Origin of the sequence: Alkalihalophilus pseudofirmus OF4 (assembly GCF_000005825.2) — a bacterium.
Lineage (GTDB): Bacteria > Bacillota > Bacilli > Bacillales > Bacillaceae_D > Alkalihalophilus > Alkalihalophilus pseudofirmus.
Window position 1 is genome coordinate 987,440 of the sequence record NC_013791.2, and the last position, 18,592, is coordinate 1,006,031.

Annotated in this window: 15 protein-coding genes; 14 read left to right on the top strand and 1 reads right to left on the bottom strand. The window is 39.0% G+C overall.

Annotation, left to right across the window (positions count from 1 at the left end; translation table 11 throughout):
* The first annotated feature begins 44 nt into the window (after window positions 1-44).
* Window positions 45-827: a hypothetical protein gene (locus BPOF4_RS04925; RefSeq protein WP_012957973.1), complete on the top strand. Its 783-nt coding sequence runs from the start codon at window positions 45-47 to the stop codon at window positions 825-827.
* Window positions 820-1,206, top strand: a complete 387-nt coding sequence (locus BPOF4_RS04930) for a YwqH-like family protein (RefSeq protein ID WP_012957974.1) — start codon at window positions 820-822, stop codon at window positions 1,204-1,206. Before BPOF4_RS04925 ends, BPOF4_RS04930 begins: the two co-directional genes overlap by 8 nt.
* A gap of 35 nt (window positions 1,207-1,241) precedes the next feature.
* Here BPOF4_RS04930 and BPOF4_RS04935 read toward each other — a convergent pair whose 3' ends face one another.
* Entirely contained in the window at window positions 1,242-1,958 is a 717-nt protein-coding gene (locus BPOF4_RS04935) for a GntR family transcriptional regulator (RefSeq protein WP_012957975.1), read from the bottom strand.
* A gap of 165 nt (window positions 1,959-2,123) precedes the next feature.
* Here BPOF4_RS04935 and BPOF4_RS04940 point away from each other — a divergent pair, with 165 nt between their 5' ends.
* The 12 genes from BPOF4_RS04940 (at window position 2,124) to ppc (ending at window position 18,553) form a co-directional block, all read left to right on the top strand.
* Window positions 2,124-3,464: a 6-phospho-alpha-glucosidase gene (locus BPOF4_RS04940; RefSeq protein ID WP_012957976.1), complete on the top strand. Its 1,341-nt coding sequence runs from the start codon at window positions 2,124-2,126 to the stop codon at window positions 3,462-3,464.
* Window positions 3,465-3,537: 73 nt separating this feature from the next.
* On the top strand, window positions 3,538-5,088 hold the full coding sequence (locus BPOF4_RS04945; RefSeq protein WP_012957977.1) for a PTS transporter subunit EIIC: 1,551 nt from the start codon (window positions 3,538-3,540) through the stop codon (window positions 5,086-5,088).
* A gap of 147 nt (window positions 5,089-5,235) precedes the next feature.
* Window positions 5,236-6,744, top strand: coding sequence for a spore germination protein (locus BPOF4_RS04950; protein WP_012957978.1), 1,509 nt, complete (start codon window positions 5,236-5,238; stop codon window positions 6,742-6,744).
* 8 nt (window positions 6,745-6,752) lie between these two features.
* Window positions 6,753-7,667: a GerAB/ArcD/ProY family transporter gene (locus BPOF4_RS04955; RefSeq protein WP_012957979.1), complete on the top strand. Its 915-nt coding sequence runs from the start codon at window positions 6,753-6,755 to the stop codon at window positions 7,665-7,667.
* A gap of 163 nt (window positions 7,668-7,830) precedes the next feature.
* Window positions 7,831-9,060, top strand: coding sequence for a Ger(x)C family spore germination protein (locus BPOF4_RS04960; RefSeq protein ID WP_012957980.1), 1,230 nt, complete (start codon window positions 7,831-7,833; stop codon window positions 9,058-9,060).
* A gap of 3 nt (window positions 9,061-9,063) precedes the next feature.
* Complete coding sequence (locus BPOF4_RS22120) at window positions 9,064-9,213, top strand: hypothetical protein (protein ID WP_012957981.1); 150 nt, start codon at window positions 9,064-9,066, stop codon at window positions 9,211-9,213.
* 167 nt (window positions 9,214-9,380) lie between these two features.
* Window positions 9,381-11,645, top strand: a complete 2,265-nt coding sequence (locus BPOF4_RS04965) for a molybdopterin-dependent oxidoreductase (RefSeq protein ID WP_012957982.1) — start codon at window positions 9,381-9,383, stop codon at window positions 11,643-11,645.
* A gap of 97 nt (window positions 11,646-11,742) precedes the next feature.
* Window positions 11,743-12,270 carry a GerAB/ArcD/ProY family transporter gene (locus BPOF4_RS21120; protein WP_012957983.1) on the top strand — a complete coding sequence of 176 codons (528 nt, stop codon included), beginning with the start codon at window positions 11,743-11,745 and terminating at the stop codon, window positions 12,268-12,270.
* The gene (locus BPOF4_RS21125; protein ID WP_012957984.1) at window positions 12,257-12,823 is read left to right on the top strand and encodes an SLC5/6 family protein; all 567 of its coding nucleotides are present in this window, start codon (window positions 12,257-12,259) and stop codon (window positions 12,821-12,823) included. The genes BPOF4_RS21120 and BPOF4_RS21125 overlap by 14 nt, the downstream gene beginning before the upstream one ends.
* Window positions 12,820-14,271 (top strand): spore germination protein, encoded by a 1,452-nt coding sequence (locus BPOF4_RS04975; RefSeq protein ID WP_012957985.1) that lies wholly within the window; start codon window positions 12,820-12,822, stop codon window positions 14,269-14,271. The genes BPOF4_RS21125 and BPOF4_RS04975 overlap by 4 nt, the downstream gene beginning before the upstream one ends.
* Window positions 14,268-15,440 carry a Ger(x)C family spore germination protein gene (locus BPOF4_RS04980; protein WP_081457623.1) on the top strand — a complete coding sequence of 391 codons (1,173 nt, stop codon included), beginning with the start codon at window positions 14,268-14,270 and terminating at the stop codon, window positions 15,438-15,440. The genes BPOF4_RS04975 and BPOF4_RS04980 overlap by 4 nt, the downstream gene beginning before the upstream one ends.
* A gap of 356 nt (window positions 15,441-15,796) precedes the next feature.
* On the top strand, window positions 15,797-18,553 hold the full coding sequence (gene ppc / locus BPOF4_RS04985; RefSeq protein ID WP_012957987.1) for a phosphoenolpyruvate carboxylase: 2,757 nt from the start codon (window positions 15,797-15,799) through the stop codon (window positions 18,551-18,553).
* Window positions 18,554-18,592: the final 39 nt, after the last annotated feature.

Below are 18,592 nucleotides of genomic sequence, written 5' to 3' on the forward strand. Positions count from 1 at the left end.
GACTCATATGTTAATTTCACCAAACACTAATAGGGGGTGAACCAATGAACATTGAAACATTATCTTCAAAAGAGTTAATCGTGCTAATTTCTCTATGCGGTTATGAAGACAAAGCGAAGGAAATTGGAGACAGTATGTTTCCTAATCGCACAGAGTTTTTTTGGAGAGATTATTCTGAGAAAGCATTAGAGCTTTTACTTGAAAAAGAATGGATTGATGAGGAACATATTGTATCCGGATGGCTGCAGGATTTTATCCATGAATATATTCAAGCTCGGTCTATCATTCGAGCAATTAATCGGGATAAAAATGAAACGCTTATTTTTCGTCGATTAAAAAATGGGACGTGGCTGCGAGAGGATATCTTCATGAAAGATGAAGATCATAAAATGACCGTTCTTCCTCACGCTGATCTTAATAAGGAGATAGCTAGCTTTTACCGCTATTCTAATATAAGAGGGGCTGCTAATGTCTCATTTACTCTGACTGATGATCAGTTTGCCGAAATGAGCAAGAAAAGCGGGGGACGAAAAATTCGCAGAGCGGCTGATTTTGCTCCTCAGGAAAGAGAAGCATTTGACCAGTTTATTCGAAGTTTAGATAAGAGAGACAGGCTGCTTGATAGTATAAGTTTTCTCACTGTGGATGAGGAGTACCAGGATACCCATTTAAATAAAGTGATCTTTCATTTGCCAGCTGAGGAAGGGGTATGGGTGATAACATATTCTAATGCTAGTAAAGTAGAATTCAACTTGCTGAGTCTTGAAGGTTGGTTGCACACTCTTGAGATTGAAAACCAAATAGAATGGAGGGAAGACGATGTTTGAAACAGAAGCGACGGTTAGACAAAGTATAGCGATATTATCAAATGATATAAGCCAGATTCAAGAACAATTACTACGATTGAATGAAGCAAGGGCCAAGCTAGAAAGTCAAGAAGCAGAAATGACAGCATTCCAAGGTCAATTCCTGCTGCCTGAGCTTAATTCAAACACCTGGGCTGGAAAGTATGCTGCAGAGTTTGAAACGATTCGCACGAGTAAGGTATATGAACAATATAATGATCTTACTTCCTCCTCGTTTTCTACCTATTATCGTCAAATTGAAATGGCTCAGAACTTTCTATCTGTACAATTAGAGTCGAAAACGCAGCAGCTTCAAAATCGGAGAAATCAACTAGAACAACTACAAAAACAAGAAGCGTAAACAACCTGTTCCAAGTGGGAGCAGGTTGTTTTTTGTCAGGTTCTTGTCGCGACAATCGTAAATTTGTATTCATCACTTTTAAAATATAATTCACTGTACTCAAACACAGTATCATCTTTTAAGGTCGATGAAAGTTGTACTTTGATAATAGGAATGTTGCAGTCAAGATGCAGCAGTTCTCTTATTTCATCAGGAGGCATGTAAGGAAGGACTTCTTGAAAGCTTTCCTTAATTTTAAATTGTTTTGTCTGTTCAATATAGTGATATTTAGAACCTTGCATGACTTCAAGGGACAAGTCCGGAAATAGTTTTATCGGCATATAGGTGTCTTCAATGACAAGAGGTTTGTCTTCAATCATACGTAAACGCCGCACATAAACAACTTGTTCACCCTCCTGGATCCCAAGCCGGCTTCGTATCTCATCTGGCGGGTCGATTAATTGAAACGTAAGAATTTTGTTAGCTGCTTGCTTTTCTAATGCATTCATCTCCTCTGTGAAACTTTTAAGGGAATAAATATTATGTTCAATTTTATTTTCTTTTACATAGGTTCCGCTGCCTTGAATTTTATAAAGCAGACCTTCATTCACTAAGAGGTTGATAGCTTGGCGAATTGTCACGCGGCTTGCTTGGAACATCTCTACTAGCTTGGCTTCAGTTGGAATCGTTTCTCCTTCCAGCCAAGCTTTTTTATGGATTTTTTCTTTCATCTGTTTAGCAATCTGTCTATATAAAGGGGATGATGTTTTCACTATTACACGTCCTATCCTATGAGCTCATAATTTTATCATACTCTACGAAATATCTTCCATCAAATGAAATTGAATGTTGACGCTTTCATTAATTTGTATTATATTTGTTCTAAGTTAATTATAATACAAATTAAATACAAATATACAAGTGATGGAGGAATCAACATGAAAAAACAACGTTTATTAGTAATTGGCGGAGGAAGTACATACACACTTGGAATGGTCATGAGCTTAATAGAAGAAAAAAAGAATTTCCCTTTAAAATCAATTACCTTTTATGATACAAATGCAGAACGACAAGAGAGTATAGCAAAAGCCACGGAAGTCATTTTACGAGAGAAATATCCAGAGCTTGAGGAGTTTAACTATACAACAAATAAAGCCGAAGCTTATCAAAATGTAGATTTTGCTTTTGTTCAGATTCGCACAGGCGGTCTAGAGATGCGTGAGAAAGATGAGCAGATCCCATTGAAATACGGAGCTGTAGGACAAGAAACATGTGGCCCTGGCGGTATGGCTTACGGACTTCGTTCCATTGGAGATATGATTGAGATAATAAACGAATTAAGGCAGTATTCACCAGATGCATGGATCCTAAATTATACAAATCCAGCTGCCATTGTAGCAGAGGCTCTGCGCCGAGAATTTCCAAATGATCATAAGATCTTAAATATTTGTGATATGCCGGCGGCAATTATGGTAAGTTATGCGAAGATCTTAGGAAAAGAAATTTGGGATCTAGTGCCTGAATATTTCGGATTGAATCATTTTGGCTGGTTCACAAATATTTATGATAAAGATGGTCAATCAGTGATGGAAGATATTAAATCAGCAATTTTAAATGACGGTTTCTTACCAGAGGATTCAGAGATTGTGAACGATCCTTCATGGATTAAAACGTTCAAACAAGTTGAAACAATGCTTCGTGATTTCCCTGATTACCTGCCAAATACGTATTTACAATATTATCTATACCCATCTCAAATGGTAGAAAAAGAGGATCAAAATAATACCCGTGCTAGACAAGTAATCAATGGTCGTGAAAAGCGAGTTATTACACAATGTGAAACGATTATTCGTGAACAATCTACTGAGAATGCGCATCTAGAGGTTGATATTCATGGCTGTTATATGATTCGCGTGGCTGCGTCCCTGGCGTATAATCGCCATGATACGTTTATTGTGATTGTCGAGAACAACGGAATTATTTCAAATCTACAAGACGATGCTATGGTGGAAGTGCCTGCTGCATTGACATCTCAAGGGCCAAAGCCATTTGCAGTCGGTGAAATTCCTACCTTCCAAAAAGGATTAATTGAGGGTCAGTTAGCTTATGAAAAATTAGTGGTCGATGGCTGGTATGAAAAAGACTACAATAAACTTCTTCAAGCCCTGACCTTGAACCGTACAGTAGTTGATGCGCCTCGCGCTCGTCAGATTTTAGATGAACTTATTATTTCTAATCAAAGATATTGGCCGGCATTTAAAACAAAACAATTAGTCTAGTAAAACACCTTTAGTTGTGGTTGGCAGGGTCGCTCTTGCCAACCGCTCTTAGATGAAGTGGAGGTAGAAGGAGATGAAACTATTTTCATTTGCAAACTTACAGAAGTTTGGTAAATCACTCATGGTTCCTGTAGCACTTCTTCCTGCAGCGGGAATCCTGCTTGGAATTGGCGCTGCGATGAATGGACCTTTAGCTGATTATTTAACCGTTTTGCAAACAGAATCAATGCAAGCGGTAAGTTCAGGGATGCAATCGATTGGGTTAAGTATCTTTCACAACTTACCCATCATTTTTGCGGTAGGTGTTGCGATAGGTCTAACAGGCGGATCGGGTATTGCAGCCCTTGCAGCACTGCTAGGGTACATAATAATGAATACAACGATATCTTTAGCACTTGGAATTACACCTGAGATGACGGAAGCTCAGGGTGAATACGGAATGGCTTTAGGAATACCGACACTTGAGACAGGGGTGCTAGGCGGAATTCTTGTAGGGATGCTTGCTGTTTTTGTCTATAACCGCTTTCGAAGATTCCAACCTCCCGAAGTATTAGGGTTCTTTGCAGGAGATCGTTCAGTAGGGATAGTAATGGTTTTTGCATCGATTTTCTTAGCTCTTATAATGATGGTTATTTGGCCGCCTATCCAAGTGGGGATTAATGCGGTCGCAAATGTAATCGCTTCCGATACGACAAATCCATTATATGTAGGATTGTATGGATTTCTAGAACGAGTCTTAATTCCCACTGGACTGCATCATATCTGGTATGCGCCTTTCCTATGGACACAGCTTGGAGGAACAGCTGAAGTAGCAGGTCAAATGGTGTCAGGAGATCAATATATTTTCTTATCACAAATTGCTGCGGGAGAAGAAGTAACAGCCGGTCGCTTTATGGCTGGTAAATTTCCAATTATAATGTTTGGTCTATTAGGTGCAGCTCTTGCTATGTACCGACAAGCTGATAAAAAGAACCAGCCTGTGATTAAAGGGATGCTGATTGCAGCAGCGGGGACTGCCTTTTTAACAGGGATTACAGAACCGATTGAATTTACTTTCTTATTCGTTGCTCCGCTCTTATTTGTTGTACATGCTCTCTTTACAGGTATTAGTTTTACGATTGCCTATATGTTAAATGTTCAATTAGGTTGGGCTGGCGGCTCAGGGTTTATAGATTATGTGTTAGTGAACGTCTTGCCAGGTACGCCTAATTGGTGGATGAATTTGATTCTCGGTGCTTTTTTCTTCGTTCTGTATTATGCAACATTTACATTCGCCATTAAAAAGTGGGACCTTGCCACTCCAGGTAGAGCGGGTCAAGAGGCAAAGTTATATACACGTAAAGATTTTAATGAGAAAAATGTGAAAGCTGCATCCTCTTATCAAGAGAAAGCCTTTCAAATATTAGAAGCTTTTGGGGGAAAAGAAAATATTGAATACGTTGATGCGTGTTTTACAAGGCTGCGTGTAACAGTTATTGATCCAAAAAAGATTGACGAAGGTCAATTGAAAGCGTTAGGGGCTGCTGGGGTGATGAAGTACGATAAAAACATTCAAGCAGTATTTGGCGGTAAATCTGATTTATATAAAAATGAAATCAATGATTTATTAGAAAAAAGTGCATAACTTGATCAGTTCATTTAAGCCAAGCTCTCATACTATGAGTGCTTGGCTTTTTATGTGTAAGTGTCAATTCTTCAGCCAATCTAACAAAATAATTCCAAGAGTTTGGGTTAGGCTAACTATGAAGAACTGGATGAGGTGGTGAAACGCATGCTTTATCATTTGAAGCGAAAGTTTATAAAGCACTCAAGATCAACTGAAGCAGCTGACATCACTACTTCTCCATTAAGTGATGAATTAACACAAAACATAGAGATGATTAAAGAATTATATTCAGCCTCTATTAACAAAGACTTTGTCGTTCGGGATATACATATAAAAGGGATGGATTCGAGAGCTGCACTCTTTTTTTATGCAACCGCTGTAGATCTAGATAAAGTCGAACAATCGATTATCTCTCCTCTACTAACTGAGGATGGGAAAGATATTAGAGATATTGTTTTCATTGAACATATTAGTGACGTAAATGATCTGTTGGATGTGAGCAATTATATTCATCAAGGGTATGTGATTTTCATAATAGAAGGAAGTTCAAACGGGCTGGCATTTAATGTTGCCAGCTATGAGCACCGCGGAATTGAGAAAGCTGAGAATGAAGTGCTTGTTAAAGGGCCAAAAGAAGCATTTACAGAATCAGCTTCTGTAAATTTATCGCTTCTAAGAAAGAGGATATCTAATCCACATTTTATCGCTGAAGGTATGAGTGTAGGGGTTAGAAGCAAGAGTGAGGCCACGATTTTGTATTTGAATGATCTGGTAGATGAGAACGTGTTAAATGAAGTGAAAAAACGTATTGAACGAATTGAGGTAGACAGTGTCAGGAGCATCGAAATGCTTGAGCAATTTATTGAGGAGCGAACCTATTCATTACTCCCGAGTGTTTTATATACTGAAAGACCTGATCGAACAGCAGCTTACATTGATGATGGCTATATCGCAATCATTATGGAAAACTCTCCTGCAGCGCTCATTCTTCCAGTTACCTTTTGGTCTTTCTTTCACTCACCAGAAGATCATTATTCAAGGCTGCTCTATGGTAATTTCTCAAGGTTGATTCGCTTGCTTGCGGTTTTTATTACTTTATTTATCTCATCTTTTTACATTGCAGTGACGAATTTTCATGAGGAAATGATACCTATTGATTTACTTTTAGCTATAGCAGGAGCAAGAGAGCAGCTTCCTTTTCCGCTTGTATTTGAAATCGTCATGATGGAGTTCGCATTTGAATTAATACGTGAAGCAGGATTAAGGATTCCAAGCCCTCTTGGACCAACAATAGGGATCGTCGGTGCTCTCATATTAGGACAGGCAGCAGTTGAGGCAAATGTAATAAGTCCGATTGTTGTCATTGTGGTAGCACTCTCGGGTTTATCGTCTTTCGCTATTGCGGATGTAAGTTTAAATTACACGATTCGTATGATCAGATTTGTCTTTATTTTTGCGGCTGCGACCTATGGCATTTTCGGAATAATAGGAGCCTTTATATTATGTTTGATGTATGCTGCAGCTGCTAGATCTTTTGGAGTCCCGTTTTTGTCTCCTCTTTCTCCTCACTTTCGTTCCGGAAACGATACAGTCTTCAGAGGTCCTGTATCAAAGGAATTATTTAGACCTGGTCAGATTCATCCGAGGGATATGAAGAAAAACAGCATGAGGTAGGTGATTATATGGAACATTCACAAAAAATTGGCGGACGTGAGTTTTTCTCAATCATTGTTCTAGCGATTGGAACAAAAATTACAAGTATGACTCCTGCCATTTTGGCTCAATCAGGTAAAAATGCATTCTGGATGATGCCTTTTGCGGGAGCATTAACTTTATTGGCGCCCTTTTTGTTGCTTCTATATTTATTACGTACCTACCAGAATAAGAATTTAATGGACCTTATTTATCATTTGTTAGGAAAGTGGGTGGGTGGATTAGTTGGCGTAGTACTATTCCTAGTGGCATTTGTATCACTAGTTTTAGAAAGCAGAAATTATCTAGATGAACTAAGTTCCATCTTCTTCCCGCAATCTCCGCAGTATGCATTATATACTGTTTTATTCATTGTCATTTTGTTTGGTGCAAGAAAAGGGTTGAATGTCATCGCATCAACATCTTGGATCTTAACTCCATTTATTAAAGTGATTGCACTCATTTTATTAGTTTTAGTGCTAAAAGATGTCGTGTGGATGCGGGTATTTCCAATTTGGGGCGAAGGGATGATGGTGACAGTTATTGAAGGGGTTAAAAAGGCTTCAATTTTTGGAGATCTCTTTCTTTTAACAATGGCTTACACCTCTTTGAAATCAACAAAAACGTTTCATAGAACTACTTACATTGGCGGCGCATTTACCTTGTTTGAACTAACTTTGTTTTTTCTCATGTACAGCCTCTTCTTTGATTATAAATCGATCGACCAAGTGGCTTATCCTTTCCATGAAGTGACCCAGTACATTTCTGTTGGAATGTATTTTACTAATGTTGAAGCCTTCTTTATGATCTTTTGGTTATTTGCAGCATTTATACGATTTATCTTTATTTTACCACATGGATTTTTGCAGCTGTTTTTTCAATCTCATCATTCAAACCTTTGTTAGCTGTTTTCTTCTTTTTAGCTATAGTGTTGGGAATGTCCATTAATAATCCAATTCAAAATGTACTCGTTTATCGCGATATGTTCCTAACATTGACAACTCCTTTATTTATCATACTGCCTCTTATTTTGTGGGCTGTGGCTAAAAGTAAGGGGGAGTTAGCGAGGTGAAGAGAACTAAAGGTTTGATAATTATTCTTAGTTTATTAATACTAGGAGGCTGCTATGATAAAACAGAGCTTGAACAGCAGGCTTTTGTTATTGCAGTGGGGATAGATAAGGCAGAAGATGATGGACAATATCAGATCTCCTTTCAGATAGCTCAAGGGCAGTTAAGAGGAGGTCAAGCAGAGGGTGAACTTCAAAAGAATATAACGATACAAGCCAATGATATCATCGCGGCAAAAAGTACCGCTAACACTCTCATTGCCAGAGAAATTAATCTTGATCAGACAAAAGTATTAATTGTTTCTGAAGAGCTTGCGCGTTCTGGCGAGTTATTAAATGTCTTACAAGCGACAACTAGAGCAGCGGCGTTTAGAAGAGGAGTGCAGCTTATTATAACAAGAGAAAATGCAAGTGAATTTCTTGCAAACAATGATCCTCCGCTTGAAGTAAAGCCCCATAAGTATTATCAGCTTATGATGCAGCAATCGAGCAGTACAGGGCTGATTCCTGATGCAGACATTCATCGCTTTTTTCAAATTACAGAAGGGGATGCTGATTTGTTTTTAGGCATCTATGCAACTGCTACAAGGCTACAAGATAAACCTGCATTAGAAGACGAATTTTACGCTGGTCAAGTACCGCAAAAAGGGGAACAGGACACACAGTTTATTGGATCCGCTGTTTTTAAAGAGGGAGTTATGATAGATACGTTAACAGGTGAAGAAACAAGGCTTTCAATGATTCTTGATAATACTCAGCATATAGAGGACATATTAATTAATTTTCCAGATCCGAAGTCTGAGGTGCACCGCATATCTGCACGTCTCATAAAAGAGCGAACAACAAATATTTCTATAAAAATGAAAGAAGATGAGCCAGCTCAAATCGATGTGGTTGTTCCGTTTCACTTGGAACTATTAGCAGTCCCTAGTCTCATCGAATATGGGACGAATCAAGAAAATCTTAAAATGCTTGAAAGAGCAGTTGAGGAAAAGTTTAATCAAGAAGCGGGAAAACTAATCAAGAAGTCACAAGATGTATATGGATCTGAGCCTTTTTACTGGTCACTTTACGTCAGGCGATACTTTAGAACAATACAAGAATATGAACAAGCAGACTGGAATAATCGAATTTACCCCAATGCTAACATTGACGTAAAGTTTGATATGGAAGCGATTCGCTTTGGGAAACTTATTCAGAATACAGATATGAGAGAAGTGAGGGATTAAGAAATGATATGGCTGTTATCTGTTGGAGCAGCAATCTATACAGGTTATTATGCAAAAGAATATTACCACAAAGGAAATAAAGCAGGTGGAATAGCTGTTGGAGTTGTGGCTCTTATTGTGTTGATCTCACCACTCAGCCAATATGTCATGTAACTAGGAAAAACCCTTCGCTTTTATAAAGCGAAGGGTTTTTGATTGGGCTGTTGTTTTAAAAGTAGGGTGATATTAACTACTCAGTATAAAACATACTTGCCAACTAATTGAATATTCTATAAAATTAACATACTGACTAGTAGGTATAAATTGGAGGAGGTTAATGAATGGAAGAGAAAGATAAGAGAGTTCATTTCAGAACCTGTCCACTATGTGAAGCAACATGCGGATTAGAGATTCATACAGAAGGCAATAAAGTAACGGCTATTAAGGGAGATACATTAGATCCTTTTAGTAAGGGATACTTATGCCCAAAAGGATTTCATTTAGATAAATTATATTCAGATCCAGACCGGATTAAAAAGCCGATGATACGTGATGGAAACACATGGCGGGAAACGTCTTGGGAAGAAGCATTTGAGGAAGTGAAAAGAGGTCTGCAGACCATTATAAAAAAGGACGGTCGAGATGCGGTAGCGAGCTATTTAGGCAATCCAAATGTTCATAATCTAGCTGGTATGCTCTATGTTCCAATTTTGTTGAGGGCACTTGGATCAAAAAATCGATATTCCGCAAGTACGATGGATCAAATCCCTAAGCAGCTGACAGCGGAATGGATGTATGGAAGTGACTTTTCGATCCCTATTCCAGATATCGATCGTACGAATTATTTCTTAGTACTCGGTGCAAATCCACTTGTTTCAAATGGGAGCTTGATGACAGCTCCAAATATGAGAAAGCGGATCAAAAATATTCAAAAACGCGGCGGGAAAATGGTGGTCATTGATCCGGTATCGACCGTTACAGCAAAAGCTGCTGATGAGCACTATACTATTATTCCTGGTACGGATGCCTATTTTTTAGCAGGACTTCTCCACACGATTTTCTCAGAGGGGTTAGAAGATCTTGGGAGGGCAGAAAATTATGTAAACGGATTAGAAGACTTAAAGCAAGCCCTTAATGACTTCAAAATTGAAGAGTTAAGTCTTACATGCGGGATTGATGTTCACATCATACAGAAGCTTGCTAGAGAGGTTGCAAAAACAGAACGTGCAATTGTTTATGGTCGAATGGGGACGTGTACTCAAACGTTTGGAACAATGAACAGCTGGTTAATAGAAGTGATTAATATTGTCACAGGTAATCTTGATAAAGAAGGAGGAGTCATGTTCACCAGTCCAGCAGCCGGCTCAAAAAATGCAGGCGGCAAGAAAAAAGCAGATCGGTTCGGTCGGTTTCATTCAAGAATTAGAAAACAACCCGAGGTGCTAGGAGAACTTCCGATTTCATGCTTGGCTGAAGAAATTGAAACGCCTGGAGAGGGCCAAATTAAAGGCTTACTAACAGTCGCAGGAAATCCAGTATTATCCGCACCGAATGGTGAACGAATAGAACAAGCATTAAGTTCACTTGAATTTATGGTCAGTGTTGATTGTTACTTAAATGAAACGACTAGACATGCGAATGTGCTGCTGCCTGCTCCTTCTGCACTAGAACGCTCGCATTATGATTTATCTTTTTACCAGCTGTCCGTAAGAAATATCGCTCATTATTCAAAGCAAGTATTTGGTCTGCCTGAAGATCAGCTCGATGAGTGGGAAATCCTGCTTCAGTTAGCTGCAGCAGTGATGGATGAAGAACTTGGGGTTGACCCTGTACGTGCACTAGATGATTATGCCGTTATGCAGCTTATAAAAAAAGAGCAGCGTAACGAGAATTCACCTCTTTCGAACAAGGACCCAGCTGAAATCTTTTCAAACCTTTCCCATAGACGAGGGCCGGAAAGAATGCTTGATTTTTTATTGCGAACAGGTGAATATGGTGACTTTTTCGGTGAGGTTCCTAGTGGACTATCTTTAACAGTCCTTAGTGAGAAGTATCCGCATGGGAAGGATTTAGGCCCTTTAAAATCCAGGCTTCCACAAGTGCTTACCACTATTTCAGGAAAGATAGAGATGGCACCCTCTCTTTTAATGAAGGATTTAACACGCTTAAAAGGAAAACGTGATAAGAATGCAGATCACCTATTATTAGTCAGTCGAAGAAACCTACAGTCGAATAATTCTTGGATGCATAATATTAAAGAATTAACGAAGGGGAGTAATCGTTGTACATTGCAAATGCATCCAAATGACGCAAGCCGGCATCATATTGAAGATAAAAGCATGGTTAGTGTAGAGTCGGCAGTAGGGAAAATAGAAGTCCGAGTTGAGGTGATGAATGACGTTATGGAAGGTGTTGTCACTCTTCCGCATGGGTGGGGACATGATTTGGATGGTATTCAGCTTGAACAGGGGAGGAAGAATGCTGGGGTGAATTCAAATCGATTAAGTAATGATCGCATGATTGATCCGGTATCTGGAAATGCGATATTTAATGGGATCCCAGTATCGGTTAGCAGATGTGATACCAATAAGGACGTTGTCGGGTAACCGGCAGCGTTTTTTAAATTTTAGAAGATCTAAGAATACACCATAACCATTTGACACAAGTTAAGGAATGAAATGCTAAAGAAGGAGGAGGGTTACCATGTTTTCACGACTGCAGATCATCTTTGTGTTATTGTTATTTATTGGTATTTCTAATCATGTACTTATCCTTCCTCATCTTCTTCAAGCAGCAAAGCGTGACGCCTGGATCTGTGTCCTTATAGGGTATGGTCTCCTTTTAATTTGGGGTGTACTGCTCCATTTCATTATTAAGCGAAATAAACAGAAAAAGCTGGTTGATTGGGTCAGTGAGAGAACTGGACATGCAGTGGCGGCAGTCGTTATTCTTCTATTTATTATTTATATCATTTTCACTGCGGCCATCACGTTTTATGATTTCACACAAAGTGTAGATATCTACTTTTTACCGGTGACACCTATTTGGTTAATTGTTGCACCATTTCTTCTGTTATGTGTCTTAGCTGCTTACTATAATTTAAAAACAATTGTCTACCTTTCATCTTTCTTTTTGCCTGTCGTTTGGATACTTGGGCATTTAGTTGCTTTTTCTACCATGGGGGAAAAATCATATTCTTACATGCTTCCGGTTTTTAATGTATGGCAGTGAACCGCTGATTAAGGGAACAATCATCGTTCTTGGAGGCAGTGTCGACCTGCTTTTTATCGTGCTGTTACAGCACCATCTTAATAAGCCATTTTATCTAAAACACTTCATTATTTTAATTTCTCTTTTAACAGGGTTAGTACTAGGGCCGACTTTAGGCTCTATTGCAGCTTTTGGACCTAATGTGGCAGCGAATATGCGATTTCCAGCTTTTGAACAGTGGAGGCTGGTGATGATTGGAGAACATATTTCTCACGTTGATTTTTTAGCAGTATTACAGCTGCTATGCGGAACAACCATTCGAGTGTCACTATGTTTATTTATCCTCTATGACATTTTGAGAAAATATACCGAGAAGACAAAACAAATGCTGCTTGTATTAGTGGGTATTATTCTTTCTGCTGTGTCAATCTACCCGATCAGTGATATTTGGATGCAGACTTTTTTAGGGAGATATTTCTACCCATCAGTATTAATTTTTGGGTTTTTAATGACCCTTTTCCTTCTTGTGATTAGTTATTTACCTAGAAAGAAAGGAGGAGCACAAAGCCTATGAAACGTAAGATAGAACGTTATCCGGAGTCAATAACAGCAGATGAAAAATTAAAAAGCAAAACGTTGACGATACCAGAACTTAAAGAGTTGTTGGCAAGATTTGAAGATCTAGAGTGTAAAGAGGAACCAAATGCAATTCTCTCCTTTTATTGTGAAGGGATGATTGATCACGCCCAATACAATGATCATTACATGGCTGTTATAAGCAATTTAAGCGATCACCATGATGAGAAAACATATCTTCAAGGGCTGCCTCCTAGTTTTGAAGTAAATAACTTTGATCTATTGATTGAAAAACTCTTTTCTGGTTACTTGATTGTTTTTAAAGAAGGAGATCCACAATTTCAGGCAATTGATATCGCGAAAATACCACAGCGTACACCGCAGGAATCCACTACTGAAGTATCAATTAAAGGTCCTAAAGATTCTTTTACAGAAGAACTGCATACTAATATTGCTCTGATTAGAAAGCGGTTAAAATCACCGCGATTATATAGTGAAACGTTTACGCTAGGGTCTGAAACTGAAACTAAAGTAGCCCTTTTGTATTTGGAACATAAAGCAAACAAAGAAGTCATAAAGGAAGTTAGAAAAAGACTGGAGGGCTTTGAAACAGAAGGGATTGTAAGCAGCGGCCAATTAGAACAATGGCTGTCTGACCGTTCCTTTTCTCTATTTCCCTTGTTTGATTATATTACGCGCCCTGATTTTGTGGTAGAGTGCATGCTGCGAGGCCGGTTTATTATCATTGTGAATGGATCACCGACTGTGTTAATCGGACCCATTAATTTATTCGAATTGATTAAGTCACCTGAGGATGTTCATTATCCATTTTATTTAATTGCTTTCCAGCGTATTATCCGAGTGGTTGCTTTAACCATTGCTATTTTCTTGCCAGGCTTTTGGATTGCCATTGCTTCTGTAAATATAGATCAGCTGCCATTTCCACTGCTCGCAACAGTAGTTATTGCAAGGGAGGGTCTTCCCTTTCCCTATGCGCTTGAAGCCATCTTTATATTAGGTTTGTTTGAGCTATTAAAAGAAGCAGGGGTCAGGATGCCAAAAGCATTAGGCCAGACAATTTCAATTGTAGGTGGGTTAATTATTGGGGATGCGGCGATTCGTGCAGGGCTTGCATCACCGGCGCTTATCGTTGTCATTGCACTAAGTGCGGTTGCAACGTACACCCTCGTCAATCAATCATTGACGGGAACAGTGAGTGTTCTGCGCATCTACTGCTTAGCTGTATCGGCATTTCTAGGAGTATATGGATTTTTTATTACAGTATTTAGTGTACTTATTTATTTGTGTCACCTTCAATCGTTTAAACTGTCATATCTTGAGCCAGTGTCATCTTTAAGTTTAAAAGAAATCCCATCTGCATTACTGCTGAATCCCTTTAAACGTAAAGATTTTACCGCACCTATGCTGAAACGGAGGAAATCATGATGGGAACTCTAGGTAAGCCAACCATGATCCTTTTAGTAAGTGTCTTTTTGTTAGCTGGATGCAGTGATATTAAAGAGCTTCAAAACGCCAATTATGCAACCGCTATTGGGATTGACTTTAAAGACGGGAAATATGAGAGTTACATTCAAATGGTTAATCTTGACCAAGTTGCGACAACAGAAGGCGGGGGGGCCGGAGAGCCTCAAATGCTCGTCTCAAAAGCTGTTGCTAATACATTTGAAGAAGCTTTTTTTGAAGTGTATCGAACGGCACAAGAAAGAATTATTTGGGCGCATGTAACATCTATTGTTTTAAGTGAGTCAGCTCTAGATCAAGGATTTCAACACATCTTTGATGCATTAACGAGGTACTATGAATTTCGTTTAACGCCTTGGGTTTTTGGTACAACTGAATCAATGGAAGATATTCTTAGTCAAACTGGATTCTTCGCTAAGACCTCTCTTGATACGATAATGCATAATCCAATGAGAAGCTATGAGCAAAGCTCAAAAATTAGACCAATAAAATTACAACGTCTGGCAAGGGAAATGTTTGAACCCTCCCAAACAACGTATATACCATCACTTGCTATTGATCAAACTCAATGGGAAAAGAACAACGAAGATGAATCTAAATTAGAGGTGAACGGGGCATTTTTTATTCAGAATGACCATTTTAAAGGTTTCTTCACAACGGATCAATTAGAAGGCCTTCGCTGGCTTATTCCAGATACACAAAGGGCCTCATTGGTCGTACCTGATGAAGATAATACAGAATATGTGATGGTTATTAAAGACCCTGTACCTAGAACAAATTCAGGTATAAAAGAGGGGAAGCCGTCTTTTGACATTGTGGTATCGATGAGAGGCTATTTTACGAACCGAAACGAAAATCATCACCTCGTAATCCCGCAAATTTATAAACAATCAATTAAAGAGGTCGAAGATGAAATTTTAGCGCTCTATCAATTAGGAATTGAAAATAATGTAGACTTCTTAAATTTAGAGCATCAGTTTTTTAGAAAGCACCCAAAAGAATGGTTAACGTTAAGAGAAAATGGTCAGCTTTTTATTGATGAACAATCTCTTAATGAAATAACCATTCATTTAAACATTAAGCATACGGGAGCGATCTTAAATAAATCACTTGATATGAAAAACATTAAATAAATGAGTAAAGTGGAGCCGAGGATAGTTATTGCCTTGGCTTAGGTTGCTTTAAAATGTTTTAATGTTAAGGCTTTCAGAGCTTTAGAATGAGCAATTTGAATTGATGAAATCTATATTTATGTTAAGATAAGTAACAATCAAGGCTTAATGTTACTTTTTCTAACACTTAAATGAATATGAGTAACACCTAAAGGCTGAATAGTCAGAAAAATATTTGCGTATTAAAGCATTATCAGGTAAGATAATAAAAACCTGATGAGAGTCCTATAATTTCTCAGGGACACATATCGACCTGTCGGGACTTAGTGTGTCCCTATGGGCCGTTTCTAAGTTTAGAGTATGAGGAGGATGTTTGAATGATTGAAGTCAATGATGCAAATACATTATTAAGAAATGATGTAAAAAAGCTCGGTAATATCCTAGGAGAAATTCTTGTCCACCATGGAGGGGTTGATCTCCTAAACAAAGTTGAATCCATTCGTGAAAAAACAAAATCCTTGCGTCAACACCATGACCAAGAGACATATAACGCATTAAAAGAAGAGATTGCGACACTTGAACCACCAACACGTCAGCAAGTAATACGCGCGTTTTCAATTTACTTCCATTTAGTGAATATAGCGGAACAAAATCACCGAATCCGCCGCCAAAGACAATACCAGCTGAATGAAGAGGGAGTAAGCCAGCCATTCTCTTTAGAGCGTGCAGTGTCAGCTGTAAAAGAGTTACAGCCAGAAGATGCAGTGATGCAAAAAGTGCTAAACGATTTATCGATTGAGCTTATTATTACGGCTCACCCGACAGAGGCAACGAAACGTACGGTACTCGAAACGCAAAAACGTATCTCAACAATCTTACAAGAATTTGATAATCAACAACTAACGAAAAAAGAACGCCGCCGTTTAGAGGACAGCCTGTTTAACGAGGTAACGGCGTTATGGCAGACAGATGAGCTTCGTCATCGTAAACCGACAGTTCTTGATGAAGTGAAAAATGGGTTGCACTATTTCAACCAAACGTTATTTGAAGTTATTCCTGAAGTACACCAAGAATTAGAAGTGCAGCTCGATGAACAGTTCCCTAATCACAAATGGTCTGTGCCAAACTTCCTTCATTTTGGATCATGGATTGGAGGGGACCGCGACGGCAACCCAAACGTAACGCCAGAAGTGACGTGGGAAACACTGAAACTCCAAAGACGTCTTGTTTTAAAGAAATACAAAGAGAGTCTAGTTGATTTAATGAAACGCTTCAGTCAGACAACAACTCGTGTACAAATTAGTGACGAGCTTTTACAATCAGTTGAAGCAGATGAAGCTAATTATTTGGAGGACGGAGAAGAATGGCCGATTGAAACAGAGCTATATCGTCGTAAGTTTCAAGTGATTTTAAAGAGAATTCGTGCTGTTGGTAAAGAGGATAAAGCAGCTTACCAAAATGCAGAGGAATTATTAGCTGATCTAAATCTGATCAAAGAGAGTGCAGAACAGCATCAACCAGCAAACCGCACACTAAAAACATTACGAAAGCTAATTCGTCAGGTACAACTTTTTGGATTCCATTTAGCAACACTTGATATTCGTAATCACAGTGGCGAGCATGAAGCGGCAATTACTGAGATCTTAAGAGCTGTACAAATCACTGATGATTATGCTTCCCTGACAGAAGAAGAGAAATTGACTATCCTGCAAGATGTTTTAAGGGACCCAAGACCTCTCTTACTTCTGAAAGAAGATTACTCAAAAGAAACACAAGAAGTGATAAAAGTATTTGACATGATTAAGCAAGCACATCGTGAGTTTGGCAGCCGCTCTATTGAAGTGTATTTAGTAAGTATGACGCAGTCTTCAAGTGACTTGCTTGAAGTGCTATTACTAGCTAAAGAGGCTGGAATCTACCGCCTGCATGCTGATGGTACAGTAGACAGCGGACTTCATGTTGCACCGCTTCTTGAAACGGTTGATGATTTAGTAGCTGGGCCGCGTATTATGAAGACATTGTTTGAGATGGATGTATATCGCAACCATTTATCTGAGCGCGGCAACCATCAAGAAATTATGCTTGGATATTCTGATGGAAGTAAAGACGGCGGAACACTTACGGCAAACTGGAAGCTCTTTAAAGCTCAACAGGAAATTCATGATATGGCAAAGGATTATCAAGTGCGTTTGAAGTTCTTCCATGGCCGCGGCGGATCGCTAGGACGAGGAGGCGGACCGCTTAACCGCAGTATTTTATCCCAGCCGGCAGAGACGCTTGGTGATGGAGTGAAAATTACGGAGCAAGGCGAAGTGCTGTCCTCGCGTTATCTTCTTGAAGATATTGCTTATCGAAACCTTGAACAGGCAGCGTCCGCATTGTTAGAGGCATCAGCTTCATCACAGATCCAAACGAAAAAAGGACATTCGCGTAAAGAGGCTTGGGAAGAGGCAATGGAAGAAGCGTCTAAACACTCGCTTAAGAAATACCAGTCGCTTGTTTTTGGAGATCAAGACTTCTTAACCTATTTCAAACAAGCAACACCGTTAAATGAACTAGGTGCCTTAAATATTGGTTCGCGTCCAATGAGCCGTAAAGGAAGTCAGCGCTTTGAAGATTTACGTGCGATTCCGTGGGTATTTGCGTGGACGCAGTCTCGTCAAATGATCCCAGCGTGGTATGCAGCAGGGACTGGTCTCAGCGCGTTTGCAAATGAGAGCGAAGAGAACCTGGCGCTATTACGCGAAATGTACAATAACTGGCCGTTTTTCCATTCAACGATTAATAATCTGCAAATGGCCCTAATGAAAGCCGATTTAAAGACGGCGAAAGAATATATGAATTTAGTAGAAGACCAAGAAATTGCAGATCGAATCTTTGGTGATATTAGTGAAGAGTATATTCGCACAAAAGAGATTTTATTAAAAATCTCAGAAAGCGAAGAACTTCTAGATCACTCGCCAAATATTCAAGAATCTGTCCATAGACGTAATCCGTACGTCGATCCGCTTAATTTCTTACAAGTTGACCTAATCTCAAAAATGCGTGCAGAAGAGAACCCATCTGATGAGTTAATGACCGAGGTATTGCTCACAATCAGCGGAGTAGCAGCAGGACTTGTGAATACGGGTTGATGAAAAATATTTTAAAGCCATCTCAAGAGATCCATTCTC

What these genes read in the sequence shown, in the direction of transcription:
- BPOF4_RS04925 (WP_012957973.1), top strand. Translation starts at nt 45, where the DNA reads ATGAACATTGAAACATTATCTTCAAAAGAGTTAATCGTGCTAATTTCT.
- BPOF4_RS04930 (WP_012957974.1), top strand. Translation starts at nt 820, where the DNA reads ATGTTTGAAACAGAAGCGACGGTTAGACAAAGTATAGCGATATTATCA.
- BPOF4_RS04940 (WP_012957976.1), top strand. Translation starts at nt 2,124, where the DNA reads ATGAAAAAACAACGTTTATTAGTAATTGGCGGAGGAAGTACATACACA.
- BPOF4_RS04945 (WP_012957977.1), top strand. Translation starts at nt 3,538, where the DNA reads ATGAAACTATTTTCATTTGCAAACTTACAGAAGTTTGGTAAATCACTC.
- BPOF4_RS04950 (WP_012957978.1), top strand. Translation starts at nt 5,236, where the DNA reads ATGCTTTATCATTTGAAGCGAAAGTTTATAAAGCACTCAAGATCAACT.
- BPOF4_RS04955 (WP_012957979.1), top strand. Translation starts at nt 6,753, where the DNA reads ATGGAACATTCACAAAAAATTGGCGGACGTGAGTTTTTCTCAATCATT.
- BPOF4_RS22120 (WP_012957981.1), top strand. Translation starts at nt 9,064, where the DNA reads ATGATATGGCTGTTATCTGTTGGAGCAGCAATCTATACAGGTTATTAT.
- BPOF4_RS04965 (WP_012957982.1), top strand. Translation starts at nt 9,381, where the DNA reads ATGGAAGAGAAAGATAAGAGAGTTCATTTCAGAACCTGTCCACTATGT.
- BPOF4_RS21120 (WP_012957983.1), top strand. Translation starts at nt 11,743, where the DNA reads ATGTTTTCACGACTGCAGATCATCTTTGTGTTATTGTTATTTATTGGT.
- BPOF4_RS21125 (WP_012957984.1), top strand. Translation starts at nt 12,257, where the DNA reads ATGTATGGCAGTGAACCGCTGATTAAGGGAACAATCATCGTTCTTGGA.
- BPOF4_RS04975 (WP_012957985.1), top strand. Translation starts at nt 12,820, where the DNA reads ATGAAACGTAAGATAGAACGTTATCCGGAGTCAATAACAGCAGATGAA.
- BPOF4_RS04980 (WP_081457623.1), top strand. Translation starts at nt 14,268, where the DNA reads ATGATGGGAACTCTAGGTAAGCCAACCATGATCCTTTTAGTAAGTGTC.
- ppc (WP_012957987.1), top strand. Translation starts at nt 15,797, where the DNA reads ATGATTGAAGTCAATGATGCAAATACATTATTAAGAAATGATGTAAAA.